A 20,582-nucleotide genomic window follows, 5' to 3' on the forward strand; every position below is an offset into this window, starting at 1 on the left:
GGGGCCGCCGCGAGGACGGCCCCCGGGTGTGTCAGCTCGCGTACGTCTCGAACTCCGCGATGCGCGGGGTGCCCGAGGCGTTGGTGATCTCCAGAGTGATCTTGCGCAGGGAGACCGGGGAGAAGCCGACCGTGCCCGCTCCGCTGCCGGAGGCCAGGACCGCGCCCGTGTCGTGGTTGAGCAGGCGGTAGGCGCCTATGGTGCCCGAGCCGGAGGCCAGGCGGATGTTGACCTTCGACACGGTGGTGGCACTCCCCCACTTCACCGAGACCGCGCCGGTCGAGCCGGACGGCGACCAGTAGGTGCTCGTACTGCCGTCGATCACGTTGCCGTAGCTGGTGCCGGAGGCCTTGGAGGAGCCGTCGGCGCCCGCGCCGAGGCTGAGGTTGGTGCCGGCCGGCGGGTCGGTGGGGCCGGGGTCGGTCGGCTCACCCGGGTCCGTCGGGCCGGGGTCGGTCGGGCCGGGGTCGGTCGGGTCCGGGCTCTGCGGGGTGCAGCTGCCGTCCGACACCTTCAGGCCCTTGCCCGCGCCCGCCGTCTGCGCCACCACGCTCGGCACGCAGTTCGCGCCGTCCAGGGTGAAGCCGTACGGGATGCTCACCGACGTGTTCGACGTCGGGTTCGGGCCCGCCGGGTTGTGGTCGCCGCTGCGCGAGGACCACGTGACGTTGTCGAAGACGTTGCCGCCGACCTGCCAGTAGCCGGCCTCGTCGGTGTAGAAGGTGCCGAGGACGTCCTTGGAGTCCTCGAAGTAGTTGTTGTCCACCTTGGCGCGGGCGCCGGCGCGGGAGTTGATGCCGGAGTCGTTCAGCCGCTTGTAGTGGTTGTTGTACATGTGGGCGATGCCGCCGCGCAGCAGGGGCGCACGGGAGTCGATGTTCTCGTACAGGTTGTGATGGAAGGTCACGTACCCGTTGGAGCGGTCGCTCTCGCTGGAGCCGATGAGGCCGCCGCGCCCGGAGTTGCGCAGGACGCTGTACGACAGCGTCACGTACTGGGTGTTGTCCTTCATGTCGAACAGGCCGTCGTAGCCCTCGGACTCACCGCCGGACGCCTCCAGCGTCACGTGGTCCACCCAGACGTTCCTGACATCGCTTTCCATGCCGATGGCGTCACCGCCGTTCGACGTGGGCGAGCCGGACTTCTTGACGTTCCGGACGGTCACGTTCTGGATGACGATGTTGCCGGCCTCGCGGATGTGGATGCCGAGCTGGTCGAAGACCGCGCCGCTGCCGACGCCCACGATGGTGACGTTGCTGATCTGCTTCAGCTCGATCTTGTCGGCGGCGGTGTTGCAGCTGGAGCCCGACACCTTGGTCGTGTTGCCGTGGTTGATGGTGCCCTCGACCTGGATGGTGATCGGGGTCGAGCTGCTGGCCCGGCCGCAGAGGGCCTGGTGGATGGCGGTGCCGGTGGTGGCGCGGACCGTCTGTCCGCCCGCGCCGCCGGTGGTCCCGCCGTTCTGGGTCGCGTAGCCGGTGACCCCTCCGGTGGCGGCGGACGCGGTGGTCGTGGACAGCGCCACACCGGTGGCGGCCGTCAGCGCCCCGGCGGCCAGTAACGCGGAGAGCCGCACGGCGACTGCTCGTCTCATGGTCGTGTTCGCCTTTCGTCGTTCACTGTCACGGAGGTCTGTCATGGGCATGTCAGTGACATCGATGAGGGTGGGCGGGGTGCGCCTGACCCATCGATTGAGAAAGCGCTTTCTGTCTGTGTGTCGCGACAGTAGAGGCGCGACAGCGGGCTGGCAAGGTTCCGCGCGAGAGCGGAGCGGGGCGTTCCGAATCGCGGCGCGGGGGGCCGCCGCAACTAGGACAGGATCCGACCTACACGGCTTCTAACGTGTCTCTCGTCGCGCCGGACGCGTACGGCACGCAGCGCACGAGATCACCGAACTGACCGATGAAGGCGGAAACCATGACCGTGAACCAGCTGACCACCGACCAGTCCGCCGAGGCCCCCGCCGTCACGGACGAGCGTGCCGACCTGCTGAGGACGCTCGCCGAGCACCGGCACTTCCTGCGGTTCACCACGCGTGACCTCACCGACGAGCAGGCAAGCCTGAGGACGACGAAGAGCGCACTGTGCCTGGGCGGCCTGATCAAGCACGTCGCCTCGATGGAACGGATGTGGGTGCGCTTCATCCTGGAGGGCCCGTCGGCGATGCCGGACTTCACGGAGATGACGGAGGAGGACTTCGCACGCCGGGCCGACGAGTTCAGGATGCTGCCCGGCGAGACGCTGGCCGGCGTCCTGGACGCGTACGCGGAGGTGGCCCGCCGCACGGAGGAGGTCGTCGCGGGCCTCCCCGACCTGAACGCGTCGTGGCCGCTGCCGAAGGCGCCGTGGTTCGAGGGTCAGCCCGAGTGGAGCGCGCGGCGGGCGCTGCTGCACATCCTCGCGGAGACGGCCCAGCACGCGGGGCACGCGGACATCGTCCGGGAGGCGCTGGACGGGGCGAAGACGATGGGGTGACGGCCCGGGCCGCCGTAGAGGCGAACGGGGCCGGCGGTCGTCGACCGCCGGCCCCGTGGCCTCCGTCCCAGCTGGTCGCGCAGGCCAGGACCCACCTCGTCGGTCGCGCCGGCCACTTCGGATGTCCTCCGTGCCGGCGCGCGGACGGCCCGGGCCCCCGCAGCGGGCCCGGGACCGTGAACGATCAGCAGCGCGGCCGAGGACGCCGTCCCGGCCGTCGGCGTCCTGGCGCCGGGTCGCACAGGCCGGGACCTGCCGGACGCTCGTTGCCGCCGACAGCGGGTCAGCGACAGGGGGCGGCAGCCGACATGGAGCGGTGCCGGGGCTGCGAGGTCAGGCCACTTCTCCGGCGGGCGTGGCCAGAAGCTGCATCTCCCAGGCGAAGGCCACAGCGCTGGCACCGCCGTGCTGCGCCTGGACCTCGGCGACGCCCTGCACGGTCTCCTCGCGGGCCCAGTCCCGCTGCCACTCGCCCAGCGCGGCCATCCAGGTGATCGGAACCACGCCCGCCTGGACCATGCGCTGCACCGCCACGTCGTGGGCCTCCTTCGAGACACCGCCCGACGCGTCGGTGACGACGAAGACCTCGAAGCCCTCGCCCGCCGCCTGTATCGCCGGCATGGCCACACAAATCTCCGTCCAGAGGCCGGCAAGGATCAGCTTCTTGCGTCCGGTCGCCTTGACGGCGTCCACGACACGCTCGTCCTGCCAGGTGTTGATCAAGGTCCTGTTGATCGGCTTCTGGTCGGGGAACACATCCCGCAGACCCTGGAGAAGAAGGCCGCCGCGCTCCTCCACGACGGTCGTCAGGATGGTCGGCACGTCGAACACCTTCGCGGCCTTGGCCAGTCCGACGACGTTGTTGACGACCATCGTCGGTTCATGGCTGTGCAGGTTGGCGACCTGGAACGGCTGGTGGTCGATGAGGACGAGCACGCTCTCCTCGGGCGTCAGCAGCGCGCCGAGTCCGGCCTTGTTCCCAGTACTCACGTGGCGTTCTCCTTCTGGAGCCTCGCGTCAGCGGGCCTCCGGCAGCACCCGGTGTCCCGGTGCCCCGCAGGGAGGGACACGGACGGCCGGACCGGCGACCCCCACCATTTGGTTGACGCGTCATCCAAGCTAGGCCTTCGGTGATTGATGCGTCAACTACCCTCCGTCGGCCGGGATTCGGGCGAGCACGGAGCACTGCTGGACCGCGCGCCGACAAGGGCCTGCACGCGCCACCGGGCCCGTAGACGCACGGAGGGGCGGACGGTCCGTGACCGTCCGCCCCTCCTGCCGATTCAGCGGAACCAGGCGCTGACCCGCGCCTACAGCACCGGCAGCAGATTCTTCAGCTCGAACGCCGTGACCTCCGACCGGTACGCCTCCCACTCCTGCTTCTTGTTGCGCAGGAAGAAGTCGAAGACGTGCTCGCCGAGGGTCTCGGCGGCCAGGTCGCTGCGTTCCATCAGGGTGAGCGCCTCGCCGAGGTTCTGCGGGAGCGGCTCGATGCCCAGGGCGCGGCGCTCGGCGTCGGAGAGGGCCCAGACGTCGTCCTCGGCGCCCGGCGGGAGCTCGTAGCCCTCCTCGATCCCCTTGAGGCCGGCCGCGAGGAGCAGGGCGTAGGCCAGGTACGGGTTGGCGCCGGAGTCGAGGGAGCGGACCTCCACGCGGGCCGAGCCGGTCTTGCCGGGCTTGTACATGGGCACGCGGACCAGGGCCGAGCGGTTGTTGTGGCCCCAGCAGATGTACGAGGGGGCCTCGCCGCCCGCGCCGGCCGTGCGCTCGGTGCCGCCCCAGATGCGCTTGTAGGAGTTGACCCACTGGTTGGTGACCGCGGAGATCTCCGCCGCATGCCGCAGCAGGCCCGCGATGAAGGAGCGGCCCACCTTGGAGAGCTGGTACTCCGCGCCGGACTCGTAGAAGGCGTTGCGGTCGCCCTCGAAGAGGGAGAGGTGGGTGTGCATGCCCGAGCCGGGGTGCTCGGAGAACGGCTTCGGCATGAACGTCGCCTGCACGCCCTGCTCCAGCGCCACCTGCTTCATGACCAGGCGGAACGTCATGATGTTGTCCGCCGTGGAGAGCGCGTCCGCGTAGCGCAGGTCGATCTCCTGCTGGCCGGGGGCGCCCTCGTGGTGGGAGAACTCCACCGAGATGCCCATCGACTCCAGCATGGTGATCGCCTGGCGGCGGAAGTCCATGCCGACGTTCTGCGGCGTGTGGTCGAAGTAGCCGGAGTTGTCCGCCGGGGTCGGGCGGCTGCCGTCGACCGGCTTGTTCTTCAGCAGGAAGAACTCGATCTCCGGGTGGGTGTAGAAGGTGAAGCCCAGGTCGGAGGTGCGGGCGAGGGCGCGCTTGAGGACATAGCGCGGGTCCGCGAAGGACGGGGAGCCGTCCGGCATGAGGATGTCGCAGAACATCCGGGCCGTGCCGGGCGCCTCGGCGCGCCAGGGCAGGATCTGGAACGTCGACGGGTCCGGCTTGGCGATCATGTCGGACTCGTGCACGCGGGCGAAGCCCTCGATGGCGGAGCCGTCGAAGCCGATGCCCTCGTCGAAGGCCTGCTCGAGCTCGGCCGGGGCGACGGCCACGGACTTGAGGAAGCCCAGGACGTCGGTGAACCACAGGCGTACGAACCGGATGTCGCGCTCCTCCAACGTCCGGAGCACGAACTCCTGCTGCTTGTCCATCTTCCGCTTCCCCATTCCTGCCGGTCAGGCCGCCCGTTCCTCCCGGCCCACGGGAGACGGTCCGGCACTCGTGCATCCCACCACACCAGCGTTTCACACACGTTGCCGGGCCCGGTCGGGCGACCGGCCGCGGCCTGAACCGCCGGGGCCGTCGGAGGCACGGCTCCTCCGCCCATCTTGCCCGGTCGGAGCGGCCACCACGACAGCGGACGGGGGTCGGATCCCCTGGTTCCGGTCCGACCGGATCCCTCCCCCGGTCCGACCGGATTCCTCCTTCGGCCCGGCCGGACCCCTCCTCCGGTCCGATCGGCCCCGTCCCGCGAGAACACCCCCCGCTTAAATTTGAGTTCCTGATGCAAGTTTTAATGAGGGCACAGGCATCCGAGCCACGAGGAGACCCGATGCTGTCCGAGCAGTCCGCCGTCACCGTCCGCGCCACCCTCCCCGCCGTGGGCGCCTCCCTCGGCGAGATCACCGAGCGCTTCTACGCCGGGATGTTCGCCGCCCGCCCCGAGCTCCTGCGCGACCTGTTCAACCGCGGCAACCAGGCCGCGGGCACCCAGCGCCAGGCCCTCGCGGGCTCCGTCGCGGCGTTCGCCACGCACCTGCTGGACCACCCCGGCGAGCGGCCGGACGCGATGCTGTCGCGCATCGCCCACAAGCACGCCTCCCTCGGCGTGACCCCGGACCAGTACGCGATCGTCCACGAGCACCTGTTCGCCGCCATCGCCGAGGTGCTGGGCGACGCGGTCACGCCCGAGGTCGCCGCCGCCTGGGACGAGGTCTACTGGCTCATGGCGAACGCCCTGACCGCCGTGGAGAAGCGGCTCCACGAGGAGCGCGGCGGGGCCGTACGGCGGCCCTGGGAGGTCGTCGAGCGGGTCACCGAGACCGCCGACGTGGTGACCTTCCGGCTGCGTCCGGCCGACGGCGGCCCGGTGCGCGGCTTCCGCCCGGGCCAGTACGTCTCCGTGCGGGTCCCGCTCGCGGACGGCGCCCGCCAGATACGGCAGTACAGCCTCTCCGGCGCGCCCGGCCCGGACCTGCGGCAGTTCAGCGTCAAGCGCGTGCACGAGGGCGGGGCGCCCGACGGTGAGGTGTCCTCCCACCTCCACGCGCACGTCCGGGTGGGCGACGTCCTGGAGCTGTCCGAGGCGTACGGCGACCTGGTGCTGGACGCCGGCGACGACACGCCGCTGCTGCTGGCCTCCGCCGGGATCGGCGTGACCCCGATGGTCGCGATGCTCGGGCACCTCGCCGGCTCCGGGCACCGCGCCCCGGTCACCGTCGTGCACGGCGACCGCTCCCCCGCCGACCACGCCCTGCGCACGGACCACGAGGCCTACGCGGGGAAGCTGCCGGACGCGACCGTGCGGTTCTGGTACGAGCGGGACGCCCCGGCGGGCGCGGGCACCGGGTACGTGGACCTCGCGGACGTGCCGGTCGCGCCCGGCACGCGCGCCTACCTGTGCGGTCCGCTGCCGTTCATGCGCAGGGTCCGCGAGCAGCTGATCGCCAAGGGCGTGGCCCCGGCGGACGTGCACTACGAGGTGTTCGGTCCTGACCTGTGGCTCGCGCGGTGAGCGGGTGGGCCGTCAGCGGACGCTCGGGACGCCCAGCAGCAGGGGGCCCGTCGGGTCCGCGGTGAGGTCCGCGACCGTCAGCGGGTCCAGCGAGGCGTAGAACGCCTCCTGGGCCCGCCGCAGCGCGCCGCGCAGCCGGCAGTCGGAGCGCAGGGGGCAGGGGGCCGTGCCGACGGCGCCGTCGCAGTCGACGACGTCCCCCTCGCCCTCGAAGGCGCGGACCAGGCCGCCCACGGAAGCCTCGCGGCCCTTCTCGGTGAGGGACAGCCCGCCGCCCCTGCCGCGCCGGGCGGTGAGCAGCCCCATGTGCCGCAGCTCGGCGACGACCTTCGCGGCGTGGGTGTACGGCACGTCCATGGCCGTCGCGACGTCCCGGGTCGTCGGATTGGTGTCTCCGGCCACGGCGAGGCGCATGAGGACCCGCAGGGCGAGGTCGGTGGAGCGCAGCAGCCGCATACCGGCAGCGTAGGTAATCGGAATCCTGGCTCAAAATTTTCGGCCGGACCTTCACCGGATCCGCCCGGGCCCCGTCCGGTCCCGCCGCCCCCTACGACTCGCCCGGCTCCCCCATTACGATCAGCTGACCCGATCACCACTCCGGCCCCACCTCCTCCGACCCGAAGGACACCTCCATGGGCTCCGCCAAGAAGAGCAGCGCGGCACGCACGGCACGGATAGAGGAAATGCGGCGCGCCGAGCAGGCCCGCGAGCGCCGCAACCGGATCCTCGTCGTCGCCGCCTCCGTGGTGGTCGTCGCGGGCCTGGTCGCCGGCGGGGTGGTACTGGTCCAGACGCAGTCGGACGACGGCGGCAGCAGCGCGGCGGACGACGCGAAGTCCGCGGGGAAGTTCGTCACGGACGCGGACGGCGTGCGCGCCTGGAAGGGCACGCTGGGCCGTGAGCACGTCACGAAGTCCGTCGACTACCCGGTGACGCCTCCCGTGGGCGGCGACCACAACCCCGTGTGGATGAACTGCAACGGGGACGTCTACGAGGACGAGATCAACCCGACCAACGCGGTCCACTCGCTGGAGCACGGCGCGGTGTGGGTGACGTACAACGGCGACGCCCCGGAGGCCGAGGTGGAGGCGCTGGCGGCGAAGGTGAGGAAGACGCCGTACACGCTGATGAGCCCGGTCGACGGGCAGAAGGACCCGGTCGTGCTGACCGCGTGGGGGCACCAGCGCACGGTGACCGGCGCCGCGGATCCGGCCGTGGACGCGTTCCTGGAGAAGTTCGTGCAGGGGCAGCAGACGCCCGAGCCGGGTGCGGCCTGCACGGGCGGGCTGTCGAAGTGAGGCGGCCCGCCCTGGCCGCCGGGGCGCTGGCGGCGGTGCTCGTCGTGGGCGGGGCGGCCGGGTGGGCGGGCGCCTCGGCGGCCGGCGGGGAGGAGCGCGCCCTGCCCGTCCCGGCGGCGGACTCCGCGGACGCCGGGTTCGCCCGGGACATGGCGGTCCACCACCAGCAGGCCGTGGAGATGTCGTACGTCGTGCGTGACCGCACCGACGACGAGGAGGTGCGGCGGCTCGCCTACGACATCGCCCAGACCCAGGCCAACCAGCGGGGCATGCTGCTGGGCTGGCTCGACCTGTGGGAGCTGCCGAAGGTGTCCGCCGACCCGCCCATGACCTGGATGGGGATGGGCGACGCGGCGGCCGGCGAGGACGGCGCGCTGATGCCGGGCATGGCGACGGACGCGGAGATGGAGCGGCTCGGCCGGCTGAACGGCAGGCAGGCCGAGGTGTTCTACCTCCAGCTGATGACGAGGCATCACCGGGGCGGTGTGCACATGGCGGAAGGCTGTGTGCGCGCCTGCGAGGTGGACACCGGCAAGCGGCTCGCGAGCGGGATGGTCGAGGGCCAGGAGTCGGAGATCCGGCTGATGGCGGGGATGCTGAAGGCGCGGGGAGCGGCCGCGCGGCCGTGACGGCCGGAGGCCGCCCCCTTGGCCGCCCGAGGATCCGCGGTCCCGCCGCCCCACATCGCGTCGCTCTGACGATTACACTGGCCCGCGTGCCTCAACTACGACTCGCCCTGAATCAGATCGACTCGACCGTCGGCGATCTCGCCGGCAACGCGGAAACGATTGTCCGCCGGACCAGGGAGTCCGCCGGGCAGGGGGCGCATCTCGTGGCGTTCCCGGAGATGGCGCTGACCGGGTATCCCGTCGAGGACCTCGCTTTGCGGTCGTCCTTCGTGGAAGCCTCCCGGGCGTCCCTGCGCGCCCTCGCCGCGCGCCTCGCCGACGAGGGCCTCGGCGACGTGCCGGTGGTCGTCGGCTACCTGGACCGTAGCGCCGCCGCCCAGCCGAAGTACGGCCAGCCCGCGGGCGCCCCGCGCAACGCGGCGGCCGTGCTGCACCGGGGCGAGGTGGTGCTGAGCTTCGCCAAGCACCACCTGCCGAACTACGGCGTCTTCGACGAGTTCCGCTACTTCGTGCCCGGCGACACCCTGCCGGTGGTGCGGGTGCACGGCGTGGACGTCGCCCTGGCCATCTGCGAGGACCTGTGGCAGGACGGCGGCCGGGTGCCGGCGGCGCGCTCGGCGCGGGCCGGGCTGCTGCTGTCGGTGAACGCCTCGCCGTACGAGCGGGACAAGGACGACACGCGTCTGGAGCTGGTGCGCAAGCGGGCGCAGGAGGCCGGCTGCACCACCGCCTACCTGGCCATGACGGGCGGGCAGGACGACCTGGTCTTCGACGGCGACTCGATCGTCGTCGGCGCGGACGCCGAGGTGATCGCGCGCGCCCCGCAGTTCTCCGAGACGTGCCTGCTGGTCGACCTGGACCTGCCGGCCGCGGTGGCCGACGCGCCGGAGGGCGTGGTGGACGACGGGCTGCGCATCGAGCGGGTCGTGCTGTCCGAGGACCCGGTCCCCGCGTACGAGCCGGAGCACACCGGCGGTTACGCGGACCGTCTGGACGACGACGCGGAGGTGTACTCCGCGCTGGTCGTGGGCCTGCGGGCGTACGTGCAGAAGAACGGGTTCCGTTCGGTGCTGATCGGGCTGTCCGGCGGCATCGACTCGGCGCTGGTCGCCGCGATCGCCTGTGACGCGGTCGGCCCGGAGAACGTGTACGGCATCTCCATGCCGTCGAAGTACTCCTCGGACCACTCGAGGAGCGACGCGGCGGAGCTGGCGCGGCGCACCGGGCTGAACTACCGCACGGTCGCGATCGAGCCGATGTTCGACGCGTACATGGGGTCGCTGGAGCTGACCGGCCTGGCGGAGGAGAACCTCCAGTCGCGGCTGCGCGGCACGATGCTGATGGCCATCTCCAACCAGGAGGGACACATCGTCCTGGCCCCGGGGAACAAGTCCGAACTGGCGGTGGGTTACTCGACGCTGTACGGCGACTCGGTCGGCGCGTACGGGCCCATCAAGGACGTGTACAAGACGCTGGTTTTCCGGCTGGCGCGGTGGCGCAACCGCGCGGCCGAGGAGCGGGGCGAGACGCCCCCGATCCCGGAGAACTCGATCTCCAAGCCGCCGAGCGCGGAGCTGCGTCCGGGCCAGGTGGACACGGACTCGCTGCCGGACTACCCGGTGCTGGACGCGATCCTGGCGCTGTACGTGGACCAGGACAAGGGCGCGGACCAGATCGTCGAGGCCGGGTACGACCGTGAACTGGTCGGGAAGACGCTGCGGATGGTGGACCGGGCGGAGTACAAGCGGCGCCAGTACCCGCCGGGCACCAAGATCTCCCCGAAGGGCTTCGGCAAGGACCGCCGGCTGCCCCTCACCAACGGCTGGCGCGAGGGTCTGCCGCCCGAGGTGTGAGGTCCGGTACGCGGACGGCGGGCGGGGTGCGGTGTTCCGCGCCCCGCCCGCCGCCGTGTGTCCGGGTCTGCCCGTGGGGTCAGTCCGAGGTGTCGGCGACCCGCAGCCGTGCCGCTATCGGCAGGTGGTCGCTCGCCGTCGGCGGGAGCGTCCAGGAGCTCTCCGGCTCGGCGCCCCTCACCAGGATCTGGTCGATCCGCGCCATCGGGAACGACGCCGGCCAGCTGAAGCCGAAGCCGCTGCCCACCGCGCCCTGCGTGGAGCGCATCTGGGAGGTGACCGCCTTCAGGGAGCGGTCGTTCATCGTGCCGTTGAGGTCGCCGAGCAGCACCACGTTGTCCAGCGGCTCGTCCGCGATGGCCTCACCCAGCGCGTCGGCGCTCTTGTCGCGCTGACGGGCCGTGAACCCGGCCTCCAGCTTCACCCGGACCGACGGCAGATGCGCGACGTACACCGCGACCCGGCCGGCCGGCGCGTCCACCGTGGCGCGCATGGCCCGCTGCCAGCCCAGCCGGATGTCCACCGACCTCACGTCGCTCAGCGGGTACTTGGACCACAGCCCGACCGTGCCGACCACCGCGTGGTGGTCGTACGTGTCCGACAGCGCCGCCCGGTAGGCGGGCACCTCGGAGGCCTTCAGCTCCTCCAGCGCCAGCACGTCCGCGCCCGCGGCGGCCACCTCACGTGCGGTGCCGGACGGGTCCGGGTTCTCGGCGTTGACGTTGTGCGTGGCCACCGTCAGGTCGCCGCCGGGGGTGTTCTTGTCGCTGAGCAGACCGCCGAACAGGTTCAGCCACACGACCGCCGGCAGGACGGTCGCGATCAGCGCCGTCGCCGAGCGGCGGACGAGCGCCAGGACCAGCAGCACCGGCACGAACAGGCCCAGCCACGGCAGGAACGTCTCCAGCAGGCTGCCCAAGTTGCCGACGGCGTTCGGGACATGCGCGTGGGCCAGCATCAGCAGTGCCAGCAGCAGTGCGCAGACGGCCACCACCCAGCCCCGGCGCCAGATGCCGCGGTCCTCGCGCAGGGCCTCCAGACGGTGGAGGAGGCGCCGCAACCGAGAGGCCGGGGTCCGGGGGCCCTGGCGCCCTTCGTCCGTCTCCGTCATGTACGCCTGCCGCGCCATACCGTTGCCTCACAAACTGCCGTGCACACACACCGTCGCCCCCCGTAAGACCCTAGGGGATGATCGGTTCCGTTCCTGCCGCCGCCCGGCGGCCCTACGGGAGCGATGACGTACGGGGCCGCGCGGGCAGTTCCTCGAGCGCGTGACCGGGGTGGCGTCTGTGACGAAATCCGCACATCCCGGCCCCTCATGACGGGCGCAGGCCCTCCAGGAGGGTGTCCACCACACGTTCGGCGAGGTCGTCCGGGAAGCCGGCGTCGGGGTTCAGGACCGTGCGGACGAGCAGGGGGCCAACGACGATGTCGTTGAGCAGCTCCAGGTCGACGTCGGCGCGCAGTTCGCCGTTCTCCCGGCCCCGGCGCAGCACCTCCAGGCCGAGCCTGCGGCGCGGCTGGATGACGGTGTCGTGGTAGGCCGCCCAGAGGCCGGGGCTGCTCTTCATCTGGGCGTGCACGTTGTGCAGGAGTGCCGGGCTCCTGCCGGCCAGGCCGCGCAGTCGCAGGGACTCCAGCAGGACGACGAGGTCGTCGCGCACGGAGGTGCCGGGCAGGTCGGGGTCCGGGGGTTCCGCGGCGCGTATGACGTCGACGAAGAGTTCCTCCTTGCCGCTCCAGCGGCGGTAGATGGTTGCCTTGCCGACGCCCGCGGTGCGGGCGATGCGCTCGATGGAGAGCTCCGCGAGGGGCACGCCGTCCTCCAGGAGCCCCATCACCGCCTCGATGATGGCGCGCTCGGCCGCCTCGCTGCGGGGGCGGCCCCGCGCGGGCACCTGGTACGGGGGGCCGGTGCCGGCCGGGCTCACGTCGTCGGATCCTCTCGCTGGGCTGTGGTGATTCTCCCCGGTGGGCGGCGGCGAGGGTCCGCCGGCCCGTGGCTTCTCAGTCCGCCGCCGTCACCAACGCCCGGTCCCGGCCGTCGCCCTCCGGCGCCGGTGTGCGGCCGGGCAGGAAGACGGCGACGACGACCGCGCCCAGCACCGCGACGGCCGCCCCCCACAGCGCCGTGACGTGCATGGCGTAGAGGAAGGCGTCGGCGGCCGCGTCGGCCAGGGGCTCGCCTCGCGGGCCCAGCCGGTCCGCCACGGCCAGGGTGGCCTCGATGGACTCGCCGGCCGCGTGCCGGGCACCGGGCGGCACCAAGCCCAGCGCCCCCTCGATGTCGGTGCGGTAGGCGGTGGACAGCACCGAGCCGAGTACGGCGATGCCGAGGGCGCCGCCGACCTGGCGGAAGGTGTTGCTGAGCGCGGAGGCGGAGCCGGCCTTCTCGCGCGGCAGGGCCTGCATGACGACGACGCTCACCGGCGTCATCACGTAGGCCATGCCGGTGCCCATCAGGAAGAAGACGGCTTCCAGGAACCAGAGGGGCGTAGTCCCGTCCAGGAGCGCGAACGCGGCCAGCGTCGCGGCGAGCACCACCAGGCCGGCGGTCGTGGTGATCCTGCTGCCGACGCGGTCCACCATGAGGCGGGCGCGGGGCGCGAAGAGCAGCTGGGTCGCGGCCAGCGGCAGCATCAGCAGGCCGGTTTCCAGCGGCGAGTGGCCGCGCACGCTCTGCAGGTAGAACACCGTGAAGAAGGTCACGCCCAGGAGGGCGAAGAAGACCAGCGCGATCGCGGTGATCGAGGCGGAGAACACCTTGTTCCGGAAGGCCGAGATGTCGACGGACGGGTGGTCGCTGCGCTTCTCGAACGCCACGAACGCGGCCAGCACGGCGAGACCGGCGCCGGTCGTCGCCAGCACGGTGACGTCGGTGAAGTCGGCCAGCTGGCCGCCCCTGATGATCCCGTACACCAGCAGGACCAGGCCGGCCACGGACAGCACCACACCGACGGGGTCGAGCCGGCCGGGCTTCGGATCACGGGAGTCGGGGACCAGCCACAGCATCAGGGCGACGGCGAGGGCGACGATGGGCACGTTGACGAGGAAGACCGAGCCCCACCAGAAGTGGTCGAGGAGCAGTCCGCCGGTGATCGGGCCGATGGCGATGGCCAGGCCCACTCCGCCGGTCCAGATGCCGATGGCCCTGGGCTGCTCGTCGCGCTCGAAGACGTGCATCAGGACGGCCATGGTGGCCGGCATGACGAACGCCGCGCCCAGGCCCATCACCGCGCGGAAGACGATGAGCTCGGCAGGGGAGCCGGAGAACGCGGCGAGGGCCGAGCCGGCGCCGAACACGGCGAGACCGCCGATCAGCACCTTCTTGCGGCCGAGCCGGTCACCCAGCAGCCCCGCGGTGAAGAGCAGCCCGGCGAAGACGAGCGTGTAGGCGTTGATGGCCCACTCCAGCTGGCTCTGGGTGGCCCCCAGGCCGGTGGGGGCGGGGGTGGAGATCGTCTTGATGGCGACGTTCAGGATCGAATTGTCCAGGACGACGATCAGCAGGCTCATCATCAGCACGCCGAGAATCACCCAGCGGCGCCGGTGCACGGCTTCCGGGATCCGGCGGGCTGGGGCGGCAGGAGAAGTCATGCGGCCCAGCGTAGGAAGTTCCGATACGAGACCGTCTCGTATTGAGGGCGTGTTGCCCGAGTTTGTCCCGGTATGGCAGGGCACGCCGGGGCGTGGGCGGGTGCGCCGGGCTGCCTCTGGCCCTCCGCCGGGAGAGGTGCCACCATGGACGTGGTCCGGGGACGCCGTCAGGGCGCCTCGAGATGACGTGTTGGGAGACGGATCCATGACGCAGCTTTCGGCTGCCCAGACCGGGGCGCCCGGTCCCTCCTCCGGCGGCAAGACGCTGTACGGGGGCAAGGGCACGCGCCGCATCACTGTCCGGGACATCGCCCTCGCCAAGGAACGCGGCGAGAAGTGGCCCATGCTCACCGCGTACGACGCGATGACCGCGTCCGTGTTCGACGAGGCCGGCATCCCGGTGATGCTGGTCGGCGACTCCGCGGGCAACTGCCACCTCGGGTACGACACCACGGTGCCCGTCACCCTCGACGAGATGACCATGCTGGCCGCCGCCGTCGTCCGGGGCACCTCGCGCGCCCTGATCGTCGGCGACCTGCCGTTCGGCTCCTACCAGGAGGGTCCGGTGCAGGCGCTGCGCTCGGCGACCCGGCTGGTGAAGGAGGCCGGGGTCGGCGCCGTGAAGCTGGAGGGCGGGGAGCGCTCGCACCGGCAGATCGAGCTGCTGGTGGAGTCCGGCATCCCCGTGATGGCCCACATCGGGCTGACCCCGCAGTCGGTGAACGCCATGGGCTACCGGGTGCAGGGCCGCGGCGAGGAGGCCGCCCAGCAGCTGCTGCGGGACGCGAAGGCCGTGCAGGACGCGGGCGCGTTCGCCGTCGTCCTGGAGCTGGTGCCGGCCGAGCTGGCCGCCGAGGTCACCCGCACGCTGCACATCCCGACGGTCGGGATCGGCGCGGGCCCCGAGACGGACGCCCAGGTGCTGGTGTGGACCGACATGCTCGGGCTGACCGGCGGCCGGGTGCCGAAGTTCGTCAAGCAGTACGCGAACCTGCGGGACGTGATGACCGGGGCGGCGAAGGCGTTCGCCGAGGACGTCGTCGCCGGGTCCTTCCCGCAGGAGGAGCACTCCGTGCACTGATCCGCGCCCGGGTGGCGTGAACCACCGCGTACACCCCTGTGAGCCACTGTCGCACCACCCACGACGGCCCGCCGATCTTCCCCCGTCGGCGGGCCGTCGCCTTTCCCGGACACCCCGCCGACGCGTGCGCGGACGTCTGTCGGCGGGGTGTCGGCGGTCTGTCGGGGCTTTGTCGGCGGGCGCTGCGATCGTCGGGGACATGACGCGATACGACGTACGAACGGGGGGCGCGGGGAGCGCCGTGACCGTCCGAGGGCTGGTCAAGCACTACGGGGATACCAAGGCCCTCGACGGGGTCGACCTGGACGTGGCCGAGGGGACCGTGCGGGGGGTGCTCGGGCCGAACGGGGCCGGCAAGACCACGCTGGTGCGCATCCTGTCCACGCTGCTCGCCCCGACCGCCGGGCACGCCACCGTCGCCGGGTACGACGTGGTCCGCCAGCCCCGGCAGCTGCGCCGGGTGATCGGGCTGACCGGGCAGTACGCCTCCGTGGACGAGAAGCTGTCCGGCTGGGAGAACCTGTACCTGATCGGGCGGCTGCTGGACCTGCCGCGCAAGGAGGCGCGGCGCCGCGCCGACGAGCTGCTGGAGAGGTTCTCGCTCACCGAGGCCGCCCGGCGCCCGGTGGGCACCTACTCCGGCGGGATGCGCCGCCGGCTCGACCTGGCCGCCTCGATGATCGGCCGCCCGGCCGTGCTGTACCTGGACGAGCCCACCACAGGCCTGGACCCGCGCACCCGCAACGAGGTGTGGGACGAGGTGAAGCGGCTGGTCGGCGACGGGGTGACGGTGCTGCTGACCACCCAGTACATGGAGGAGGCCGAGCAGCTCGCCTCCGAGCTGACCGTGGTGGACCGCGGCCAGGTCATCGCGAGCGGCGGAATCGAGGAGCTGAAGGCCAAGGTCGGCGGCCGCACGCTGCGCGTCCGCCCGGCCGACCCGCTCCAGCTGCGTCCGCTCGCCGCCGCCCTCGACGAGCTGGGTGTCACCGGGCTGGCCGGCACCACCGTGGACGCCGAGCGGGGCGCGGTGCTGGTCCCCGTGCTCAGCGACGAGCAGCTCACCGCCGTGGTCGGCGCGGTCACCGCACGCGGCGTCACGCTGAACTCCGTCACCACCGAACTGCCCAGCCTGGACGAGGTGTTCCTGTCCCTGACCGGGCACCGCGCCAGTTCCCCGCAGGACCCCCTGCCCGCCACCACCTCCGAGGAGGCCGTCGCCGTATGAGTGCCGCCACCGCCGCTCCCGCCGCCGGCGTCCGCACGGACGCGCGGATCTCGCCGCGGGCCCATCTGCGCCACACGGGGGCGCTGGTCCGCCGCAACCTGCTGTGGATCCGGCAGGACCCGGAGTCGATGTTCGACGCCGTGCTCTTCCCGGTCGTCTTCACCCTGCTGTTCGTGTACGTCTTCGGCGGCTCGATCGGGCAGTCGCTGGGCGGCGGGCAGGACGCCTACGTGCAGTACATCGTGCCCGGCCTGATGGCCATGATGGGCATGAACATGGCCCAGGGGGTGGGCACCGGGTTCAACCAGGACTTCAACACCGGGGTCATGGACCGCTTCCGGTCGCTGCCCATCGGGCGCGGCTCGGTGCTGTTCGCGAAGATCTCGGTCGAGATGGTGCGGATGCTGATCGCCACCGCGATCCTCATGGTCGTCGGTGTGCTCGTCGGCTTCGACATCACCAACTGGCCGGGGCTGTTCGCCGCCGTGGGACTGTCCGCGGTGTTCGGCTCGGCGCTGATGTGGGTCTTCCTCACGCTGGGCGTGGTGATGAAGAACGCGCAGTCGGTGCAGGCCATGGGCTTCCTGGTGCTGATGCCGCTGCAGTTCGGCTCGTCGATCTTCGCGCCGCCGCAGTCGATGCCGGGCTGGCTGCAGAACTTCACCGAGTACAACCCGCTGTCCGCGCTGGCCGACTCCGCCCGCGGGCTGATGGTGGGCGGGCCGGTCGCCCACGACCTGTGGATGGTGCTCGCCTGGTCCGTCGGGATCACGGCGGTGATGGCGCCGGTCGCCATCCACAAGTTCCGTACGAAGACCTGATCACGCCGGGTCGAGCAGGGCGACGGCCTCGTCCGGGGAGAGGCCGTCGCCCTCGGCGTACGCGGCCGCGAAGGCGGCCTCGTCCAGCACCTGGCGGATCCGGGCCTCGGCGCGGGCGCGGGTCGTGCGCTCCACGAGGCTCGCCGAGTGTCCCTCGGGCAGCCAGGAGTCGGCGGCGCCCAGGCAGCGGGCCGCGTCCCGGGCGTGCCGTCCGCCGTCCAGCCCGGCGAGGGCCGCGGCGGCCAGGACGACGTACGAGGCGCGCAGGTGCGGGGCCATGGCGACGACCAGCGAGTCGTCCGCCTGCCGCATCGCCTCCCGGACGATGTCGAGCGCGCGCTCGTCGTCGCCCGCGGCCACCTCGATTCCGGCCTCGGCGCCGAGGATGAACGCGTCGAAGACCACGTAGTGGGCGAGGCGGAACTCCTCGCGCAGCGCCCGCACGTGCTCACGGGCCTCCTCCGTGCGTCCGCTCACGCACAGCCAGCCGATGAGGAACAGCCGGGCGGCGGGCAGCGCCTCCGTGTGCCGGCCGCTGGTGTGGTCGATGACCTCGCGCAGCAGCCGCTCGCCCCGCTCGGTGACGCCCTCCTCGATCAGCGCGTTGCCCAGCCGGGCCGTGAGCACGGCCGTGTGCGAGCGGGCGCCGAGGCGTTCGGCGTGCTCGATGGCCGCCTCGTAGTCGGCGGCGGCCTCCCGGTAGGCGCCCGCGCGCTCGCGGGCCTCGCCGCGCGCGGAGAGCGCCTCGGCGATGCCCCAGGTGTCGCCGAGCCGCCGGTGGATCTCCAGGGCCTCGTCGGCGTCGCGGCGGGCGTCGCCGGCCCAGTCGCTGCGGTTGGCGAGGAAGTTGGCGCGCAGCTGGAGGTTGCAGGCCAGTTCCCATTCGAAGCCGGGGTTCTCCCGGCAGGTGCGGATCGCCGCGTCCACCACCTCGCGCAGCCGCTCCATGTCGCCGGTGAGCATCACGGCGAACGTCCACAGCAGGCCCGGTGGGCGGCAGACCTGCGGCAGCCCCGGCTCGTACGTCGCGGACACCAGCCGCAGCCGGTGCTGGGCCCGCGGGGTCTGCCAGTCGTCCAGCTCGGTGTCCATCTGGGCGAGATGGGCCAGGTGCGCCCCGCGACGGGCCTCGGCGAGGAGCTCGCCCGACATCGGGGGCGGCCGGTCGGTGCAGCGCTGCCACAGCGGGGCGGCCGGCTCGACGGGTTCGGCGAACGGGTCGGGGGCGAGCGCCATGACCTCCCTGCACCAGTTGCGGGCCTCGATGCGCAGGTCGCGCATCTGCCAGTACCAGACCAGGGACAGGACGATGCAGAGCGCCTCCTGCTCGTCGCGCCGGACGACGGCGTGCCGCAGCGCGGTGCGGACGTTCTCGTACTCGCGCTCCAGCCGGGCGACGGCCTCCACCTGACGCGGGCCGCGCAGCAACGGTTCCGTGGTACGGGCGAGTTCGCGGTAGTACGTCAGGTGGGCGCGCTCGGCGTCGTCGCGTCCGCCGGACTCGTCGAGGCGTTCGCCCGCGTACTCGGCGACGGTCTCCAGCAGCCGGTAGCGCATGCCGTCGTCGCCCGACGGGGCGGCCACCACCAGCGACTTGTCGACGAGGGAGCCCAGCGCGTCCAGGGCGGCGGGACCGCACACGGCCTCGGCGGCGGTGAGGTCGCAGCCGCCGGCGAAGACGGACAGGCGGCACAGCACGTCGCGTTCGCCGGCGTCGAGCAGTTCCCAGGACCAGTCGACTACGGCCCGCAGGGTCTGCTGGCGGGGCAGGGCGGTGCGGCTGCCGGAGGTGAGGAGGCGGAAACGGTCGTCGAGCCGGTCGGCGATCTGGCGCGGGGTGAGCATCCGCAGCCGGGCCGCCGCGAGTTCGATGGCCAGGGGCAGACCGTCGAGGCGGCGGCAGATCTCGGCGCACGCCTCCGGGTCGTCGTCGGTGCGGAAGCCGGGGCGGGCGGCGGCCCCGCGCTCGGCGAGCAGGCGCAGCGCGACCGGTTCGGGCAGCGGCTCCACGGGGCGCAGCGACTCGCCGCGCACACCGAGGGGTTCGCGGCTGGTGGCGAGGACGGTGAGGCCGGGGCAGCGTTCGAGGAGGGTCTCCACCAGGCGTGCGGCGGCCTCGACGACGTGCTCGCAGTTGTCGAGGATCAGCAGCATGCGGCGCGGCCCGCAGTGCTCGGCGAGCCGGTCCACGGGGTCGCTGTGCCGGTCGGTGACGGCCCGCATGCCCTCCGCGCCGGCGCCGTACAGCACGGTCTGACGGGCGCCGACGGCGGTGAGGACCGCCTCCGGCACGGCGTCGGGGGCGTCCACGGGGGCGAGCTCGGCCAGCCACACGCCGTCCGGGTGGGCGGCCCGTACGGTCTCGGCGGCCTCCTGCGACAGACGGGTCTTGCCCGCCCCGCCCGGGCCGAGGAGCGTCACCAGACGGGCGGCCGACAGGTCGGCGCGGATCGCCTCGATGTCCGCCTCGCGGCCGACGAACGAGGTCAGCCGGACGCGCAGGTTGCCGGGCGCGCCACTGCCCCGGCGCGCGGGCGGTGCGGGCGTCTCGGGTCTGAGCAACTCGGCGTGCAGGGCACGCAGCTCGGCGCCGGGGTCGGAGCCGAGGCGGTCGGCGAGCAGCCGGCGCACCTCCTCGTAGGCGGCGAGCGCCTCGGCGGTGCGGCCGGTGTCGCGCAGGGCGCGCAGCCGCAGCGCCTGGAGCGGCTCGTCCAGGGGGTGGCCGTCGCACAGGGCGGTCAGCTCGGGGAGGGACCGCTCGGCCTCGCCGAGGGCCAGGGCGGCGGTGTGGCGGGCGCGCAGCACGTCCAGGTGGCGGGTCTCCACACGGGCGGCCTCGGCGGTGCGGTCGGGCAGACCGGGCAGCGCGGGGCCGCCGTGCCACAGGGCGAGGGCGTCGTCGAGCACGGTGGCCGCCTTGGCGGGGTCGCCGTCGGCCAGGGCGCGCAGGCCCTCGCCGGCCAGCCGCTCGAAACGGTGCAGGTCGACGTCGTCGGTCGCGGCGGTGAGGCGGTAGCCGCCCTCGTCGGAGACGACCGCGTCGGCGCCCAGCGCCCGGCGCAGCCGGCCCACCAGTGCCTGCACCGCGCCGGTGGCGTCGGCGGGCGGGTCGCCGTCCCAGACCTCCTCGACCAGCAGGCCGACCGGCACCGTACGGCCGGCCCGCAGGGCGAGCACGGTCAGCAGGGCGCGCAGCCGTGCGCCGCCCACGGGGACGACGGTGCCGTCGGGGCGGACTGCCTGGGTGGTGCCGAGGATGCGGTAGCGCACGGGGTCCATTCTCTCCGGTGCCGCCCGCGGGATCGCGCGGCCGGGGTCAGGGGCGCCCTCACCTTGCACGGAACC

Annotated in this window: 16 protein-coding genes; 8 read left to right on the plus strand and 8 right to left on the minus strand. The window is 72.6% G+C overall.

Annotated features, from left to right (window positions below):
• Positions 1–31 precede the first annotated feature (31 nt).
• Positions 32–1,594, minus strand: a complete 1,563-nt coding sequence (locus tag MTR79_RS26090; RefSeq protein ID WP_086701170.1) for a pectate lyase — start codon at positions 1,592–1,594, stop codon at positions 32–34.
• A gap of 323 nt (positions 1,595–1,917) precedes the next feature.
• Between MTR79_RS26090 and MTR79_RS26095 the strand changes: the two genes are divergently transcribed.
• Positions 1,918–2,475, plus strand: coding sequence for a DinB family protein (locus tag MTR79_RS26095; RefSeq protein ID WP_086701198.1), 558 nt, complete (start codon positions 1,918–1,920; stop codon positions 2,473–2,475).
• Positions 2,476–2,808: 333 nt separating this feature from the next.
• Here the strand turns inward: MTR79_RS26095 and MTR79_RS26100 are convergent, their stop codons facing one another.
• The gene (locus MTR79_RS26100) at positions 2,809–3,465 is read right to left on the minus strand and encodes a hydrolase (protein ID WP_086701172.1); all 657 of its coding nucleotides are present in this window, start codon (positions 3,463–3,465) and stop codon (positions 2,809–2,811) included.
• 320 nt (positions 3,466–3,785) lie between these two features.
• The gene (gene glnA / locus MTR79_RS26105; protein WP_086701200.1) at positions 3,786–5,147 is read right to left on the minus strand and encodes a type I glutamate--ammonia ligase; all 1,362 of its coding nucleotides are present in this window, start codon (positions 5,145–5,147) and stop codon (positions 3,786–3,788) included.
• A 401-nt stretch (positions 5,148–5,548) separates the two neighbouring features.
• Here glnA and MTR79_RS26110 point away from each other — a divergent pair, with 401 nt between their 5' ends.
• The gene (locus MTR79_RS26110) at positions 5,549–6,730 is read left to right on the plus strand and encodes a globin domain-containing protein (RefSeq protein WP_086701173.1); all 1,182 of its coding nucleotides are present in this window, start codon (positions 5,549–5,551) and stop codon (positions 6,728–6,730) included.
• A 12-nt stretch (positions 6,731–6,742) separates the two neighbouring features.
• On the opposite strand, the gene MTR79_RS26115 is transcribed toward MTR79_RS26110, so the two are convergent.
• Positions 6,743–7,186 carry an Rrf2 family transcriptional regulator gene (locus MTR79_RS26115; protein ID WP_086701175.1) on the minus strand — a complete coding sequence of 148 codons (444 nt, stop codon included), beginning with the start codon at positions 7,184–7,186 and terminating at the stop codon, positions 6,743–6,745.
• 176 nt (positions 7,187–7,362) lie between these two features.
• Between MTR79_RS26115 and MTR79_RS26120 the strand changes: the two genes are divergently transcribed.
• From MTR79_RS26120 to MTR79_RS26130, 3 genes are all read left to right on the plus strand, one after another.
• Entirely contained in the window at positions 7,363–8,028 is a 666-nt protein-coding gene (locus tag MTR79_RS26120; RefSeq protein ID WP_244792074.1) for a DUF3105 domain-containing protein, read from the plus strand.
• Positions 8,025–8,657 (plus strand): DUF305 domain-containing protein, encoded by a 633-nt coding sequence (locus MTR79_RS26125; protein WP_244792075.1) that lies wholly within the window; start codon positions 8,025–8,027, stop codon positions 8,655–8,657. Before MTR79_RS26120 ends, MTR79_RS26125 begins: the two co-directional genes overlap by 4 nt.
• Before the next feature lie 86 nt (positions 8,658–8,743).
• Positions 8,744–10,510 (plus strand): NAD+ synthase, encoded by a 1,767-nt coding sequence (locus MTR79_RS26130; RefSeq protein WP_086701179.1) that lies wholly within the window; start codon positions 8,744–8,746, stop codon positions 10,508–10,510.
• A 79-nt stretch (positions 10,511–10,589) separates the two neighbouring features.
• On the opposite strand, the gene MTR79_RS26135 is transcribed toward MTR79_RS26130, so the two are convergent.
• From MTR79_RS26135 to MTR79_RS26145, 3 genes are all read right to left on the minus strand, one after another.
• The gene (locus MTR79_RS26135; protein ID WP_244792076.1) at positions 10,590–11,639 is read right to left on the minus strand and encodes an endonuclease/exonuclease/phosphatase family protein; all 1,050 of its coding nucleotides are present in this window, start codon (positions 11,637–11,639) and stop codon (positions 10,590–10,592) included.
• A gap of 187 nt (positions 11,640–11,826) precedes the next feature.
• The gene (locus MTR79_RS26140) at positions 11,827–12,441 is read right to left on the minus strand and encodes a TetR/AcrR family transcriptional regulator (protein ID WP_244792077.1); all 615 of its coding nucleotides are present in this window, start codon (positions 12,439–12,441) and stop codon (positions 11,827–11,829) included.
• A gap of 76 nt (positions 12,442–12,517) precedes the next feature.
• On the minus strand, positions 12,518–14,107 hold the full coding sequence (locus MTR79_RS26145) for an MFS transporter (RefSeq protein WP_244792078.1): 1,590 nt from the start codon (positions 14,105–14,107) through the stop codon (positions 12,518–12,520).
• Between the two features lie 205 nt (positions 14,108–14,312).
• Here MTR79_RS26145 and panB point away from each other — a divergent pair, with 205 nt between their 5' ends.
• The 3 genes from panB to MTR79_RS26160 all read left to right on the plus strand — a co-directional run bounded on the left by panB (position 14,313) and on the right by MTR79_RS26160 (position 17,237).
• A complete protein-coding gene (gene panB / locus MTR79_RS26150) occupies positions 14,313–15,188 on the plus strand; it encodes a 3-methyl-2-oxobutanoate hydroxymethyltransferase (RefSeq protein ID WP_163036058.1) in 876 nt (291 codons plus the stop codon).
• A gap of 199 nt (positions 15,189–15,387) precedes the next feature.
• Positions 15,388–16,416, plus strand: a complete 1,029-nt coding sequence (locus tag MTR79_RS26155) for an ATP-binding cassette domain-containing protein (protein WP_244792079.1) — start codon at positions 15,388–15,390, stop codon at positions 16,414–16,416.
• On the plus strand, positions 16,413–17,237 hold the full coding sequence (locus MTR79_RS26160; RefSeq protein WP_086701185.1) for an ABC transporter permease: 825 nt from the start codon (positions 16,413–16,415) through the stop codon (positions 17,235–17,237). The genes MTR79_RS26155 and MTR79_RS26160 overlap by 4 nt, the downstream gene beginning before the upstream one ends.
• Here MTR79_RS26160 and MTR79_RS26165 read toward each other — a convergent pair whose 3' ends face one another.
• Entirely contained in the window at positions 17,238–20,516 is a 3,279-nt protein-coding gene (locus MTR79_RS26165) for a BTAD domain-containing putative transcriptional regulator (RefSeq protein ID WP_244792080.1), read from the minus strand. It abuts the gene before it with no gap.
• Positions 20,517–20,582 lie beyond the last annotated feature (66 nt).

It is taken from the genome of Streptomyces sp. BJ20 (assembly GCF_022869105.1).
Taxonomy (GTDB): domain Bacteria; phylum Actinomycetota; class Actinomycetes; order Streptomycetales; family Streptomycetaceae; genus Streptomyces; species Streptomyces griseoincarnatus.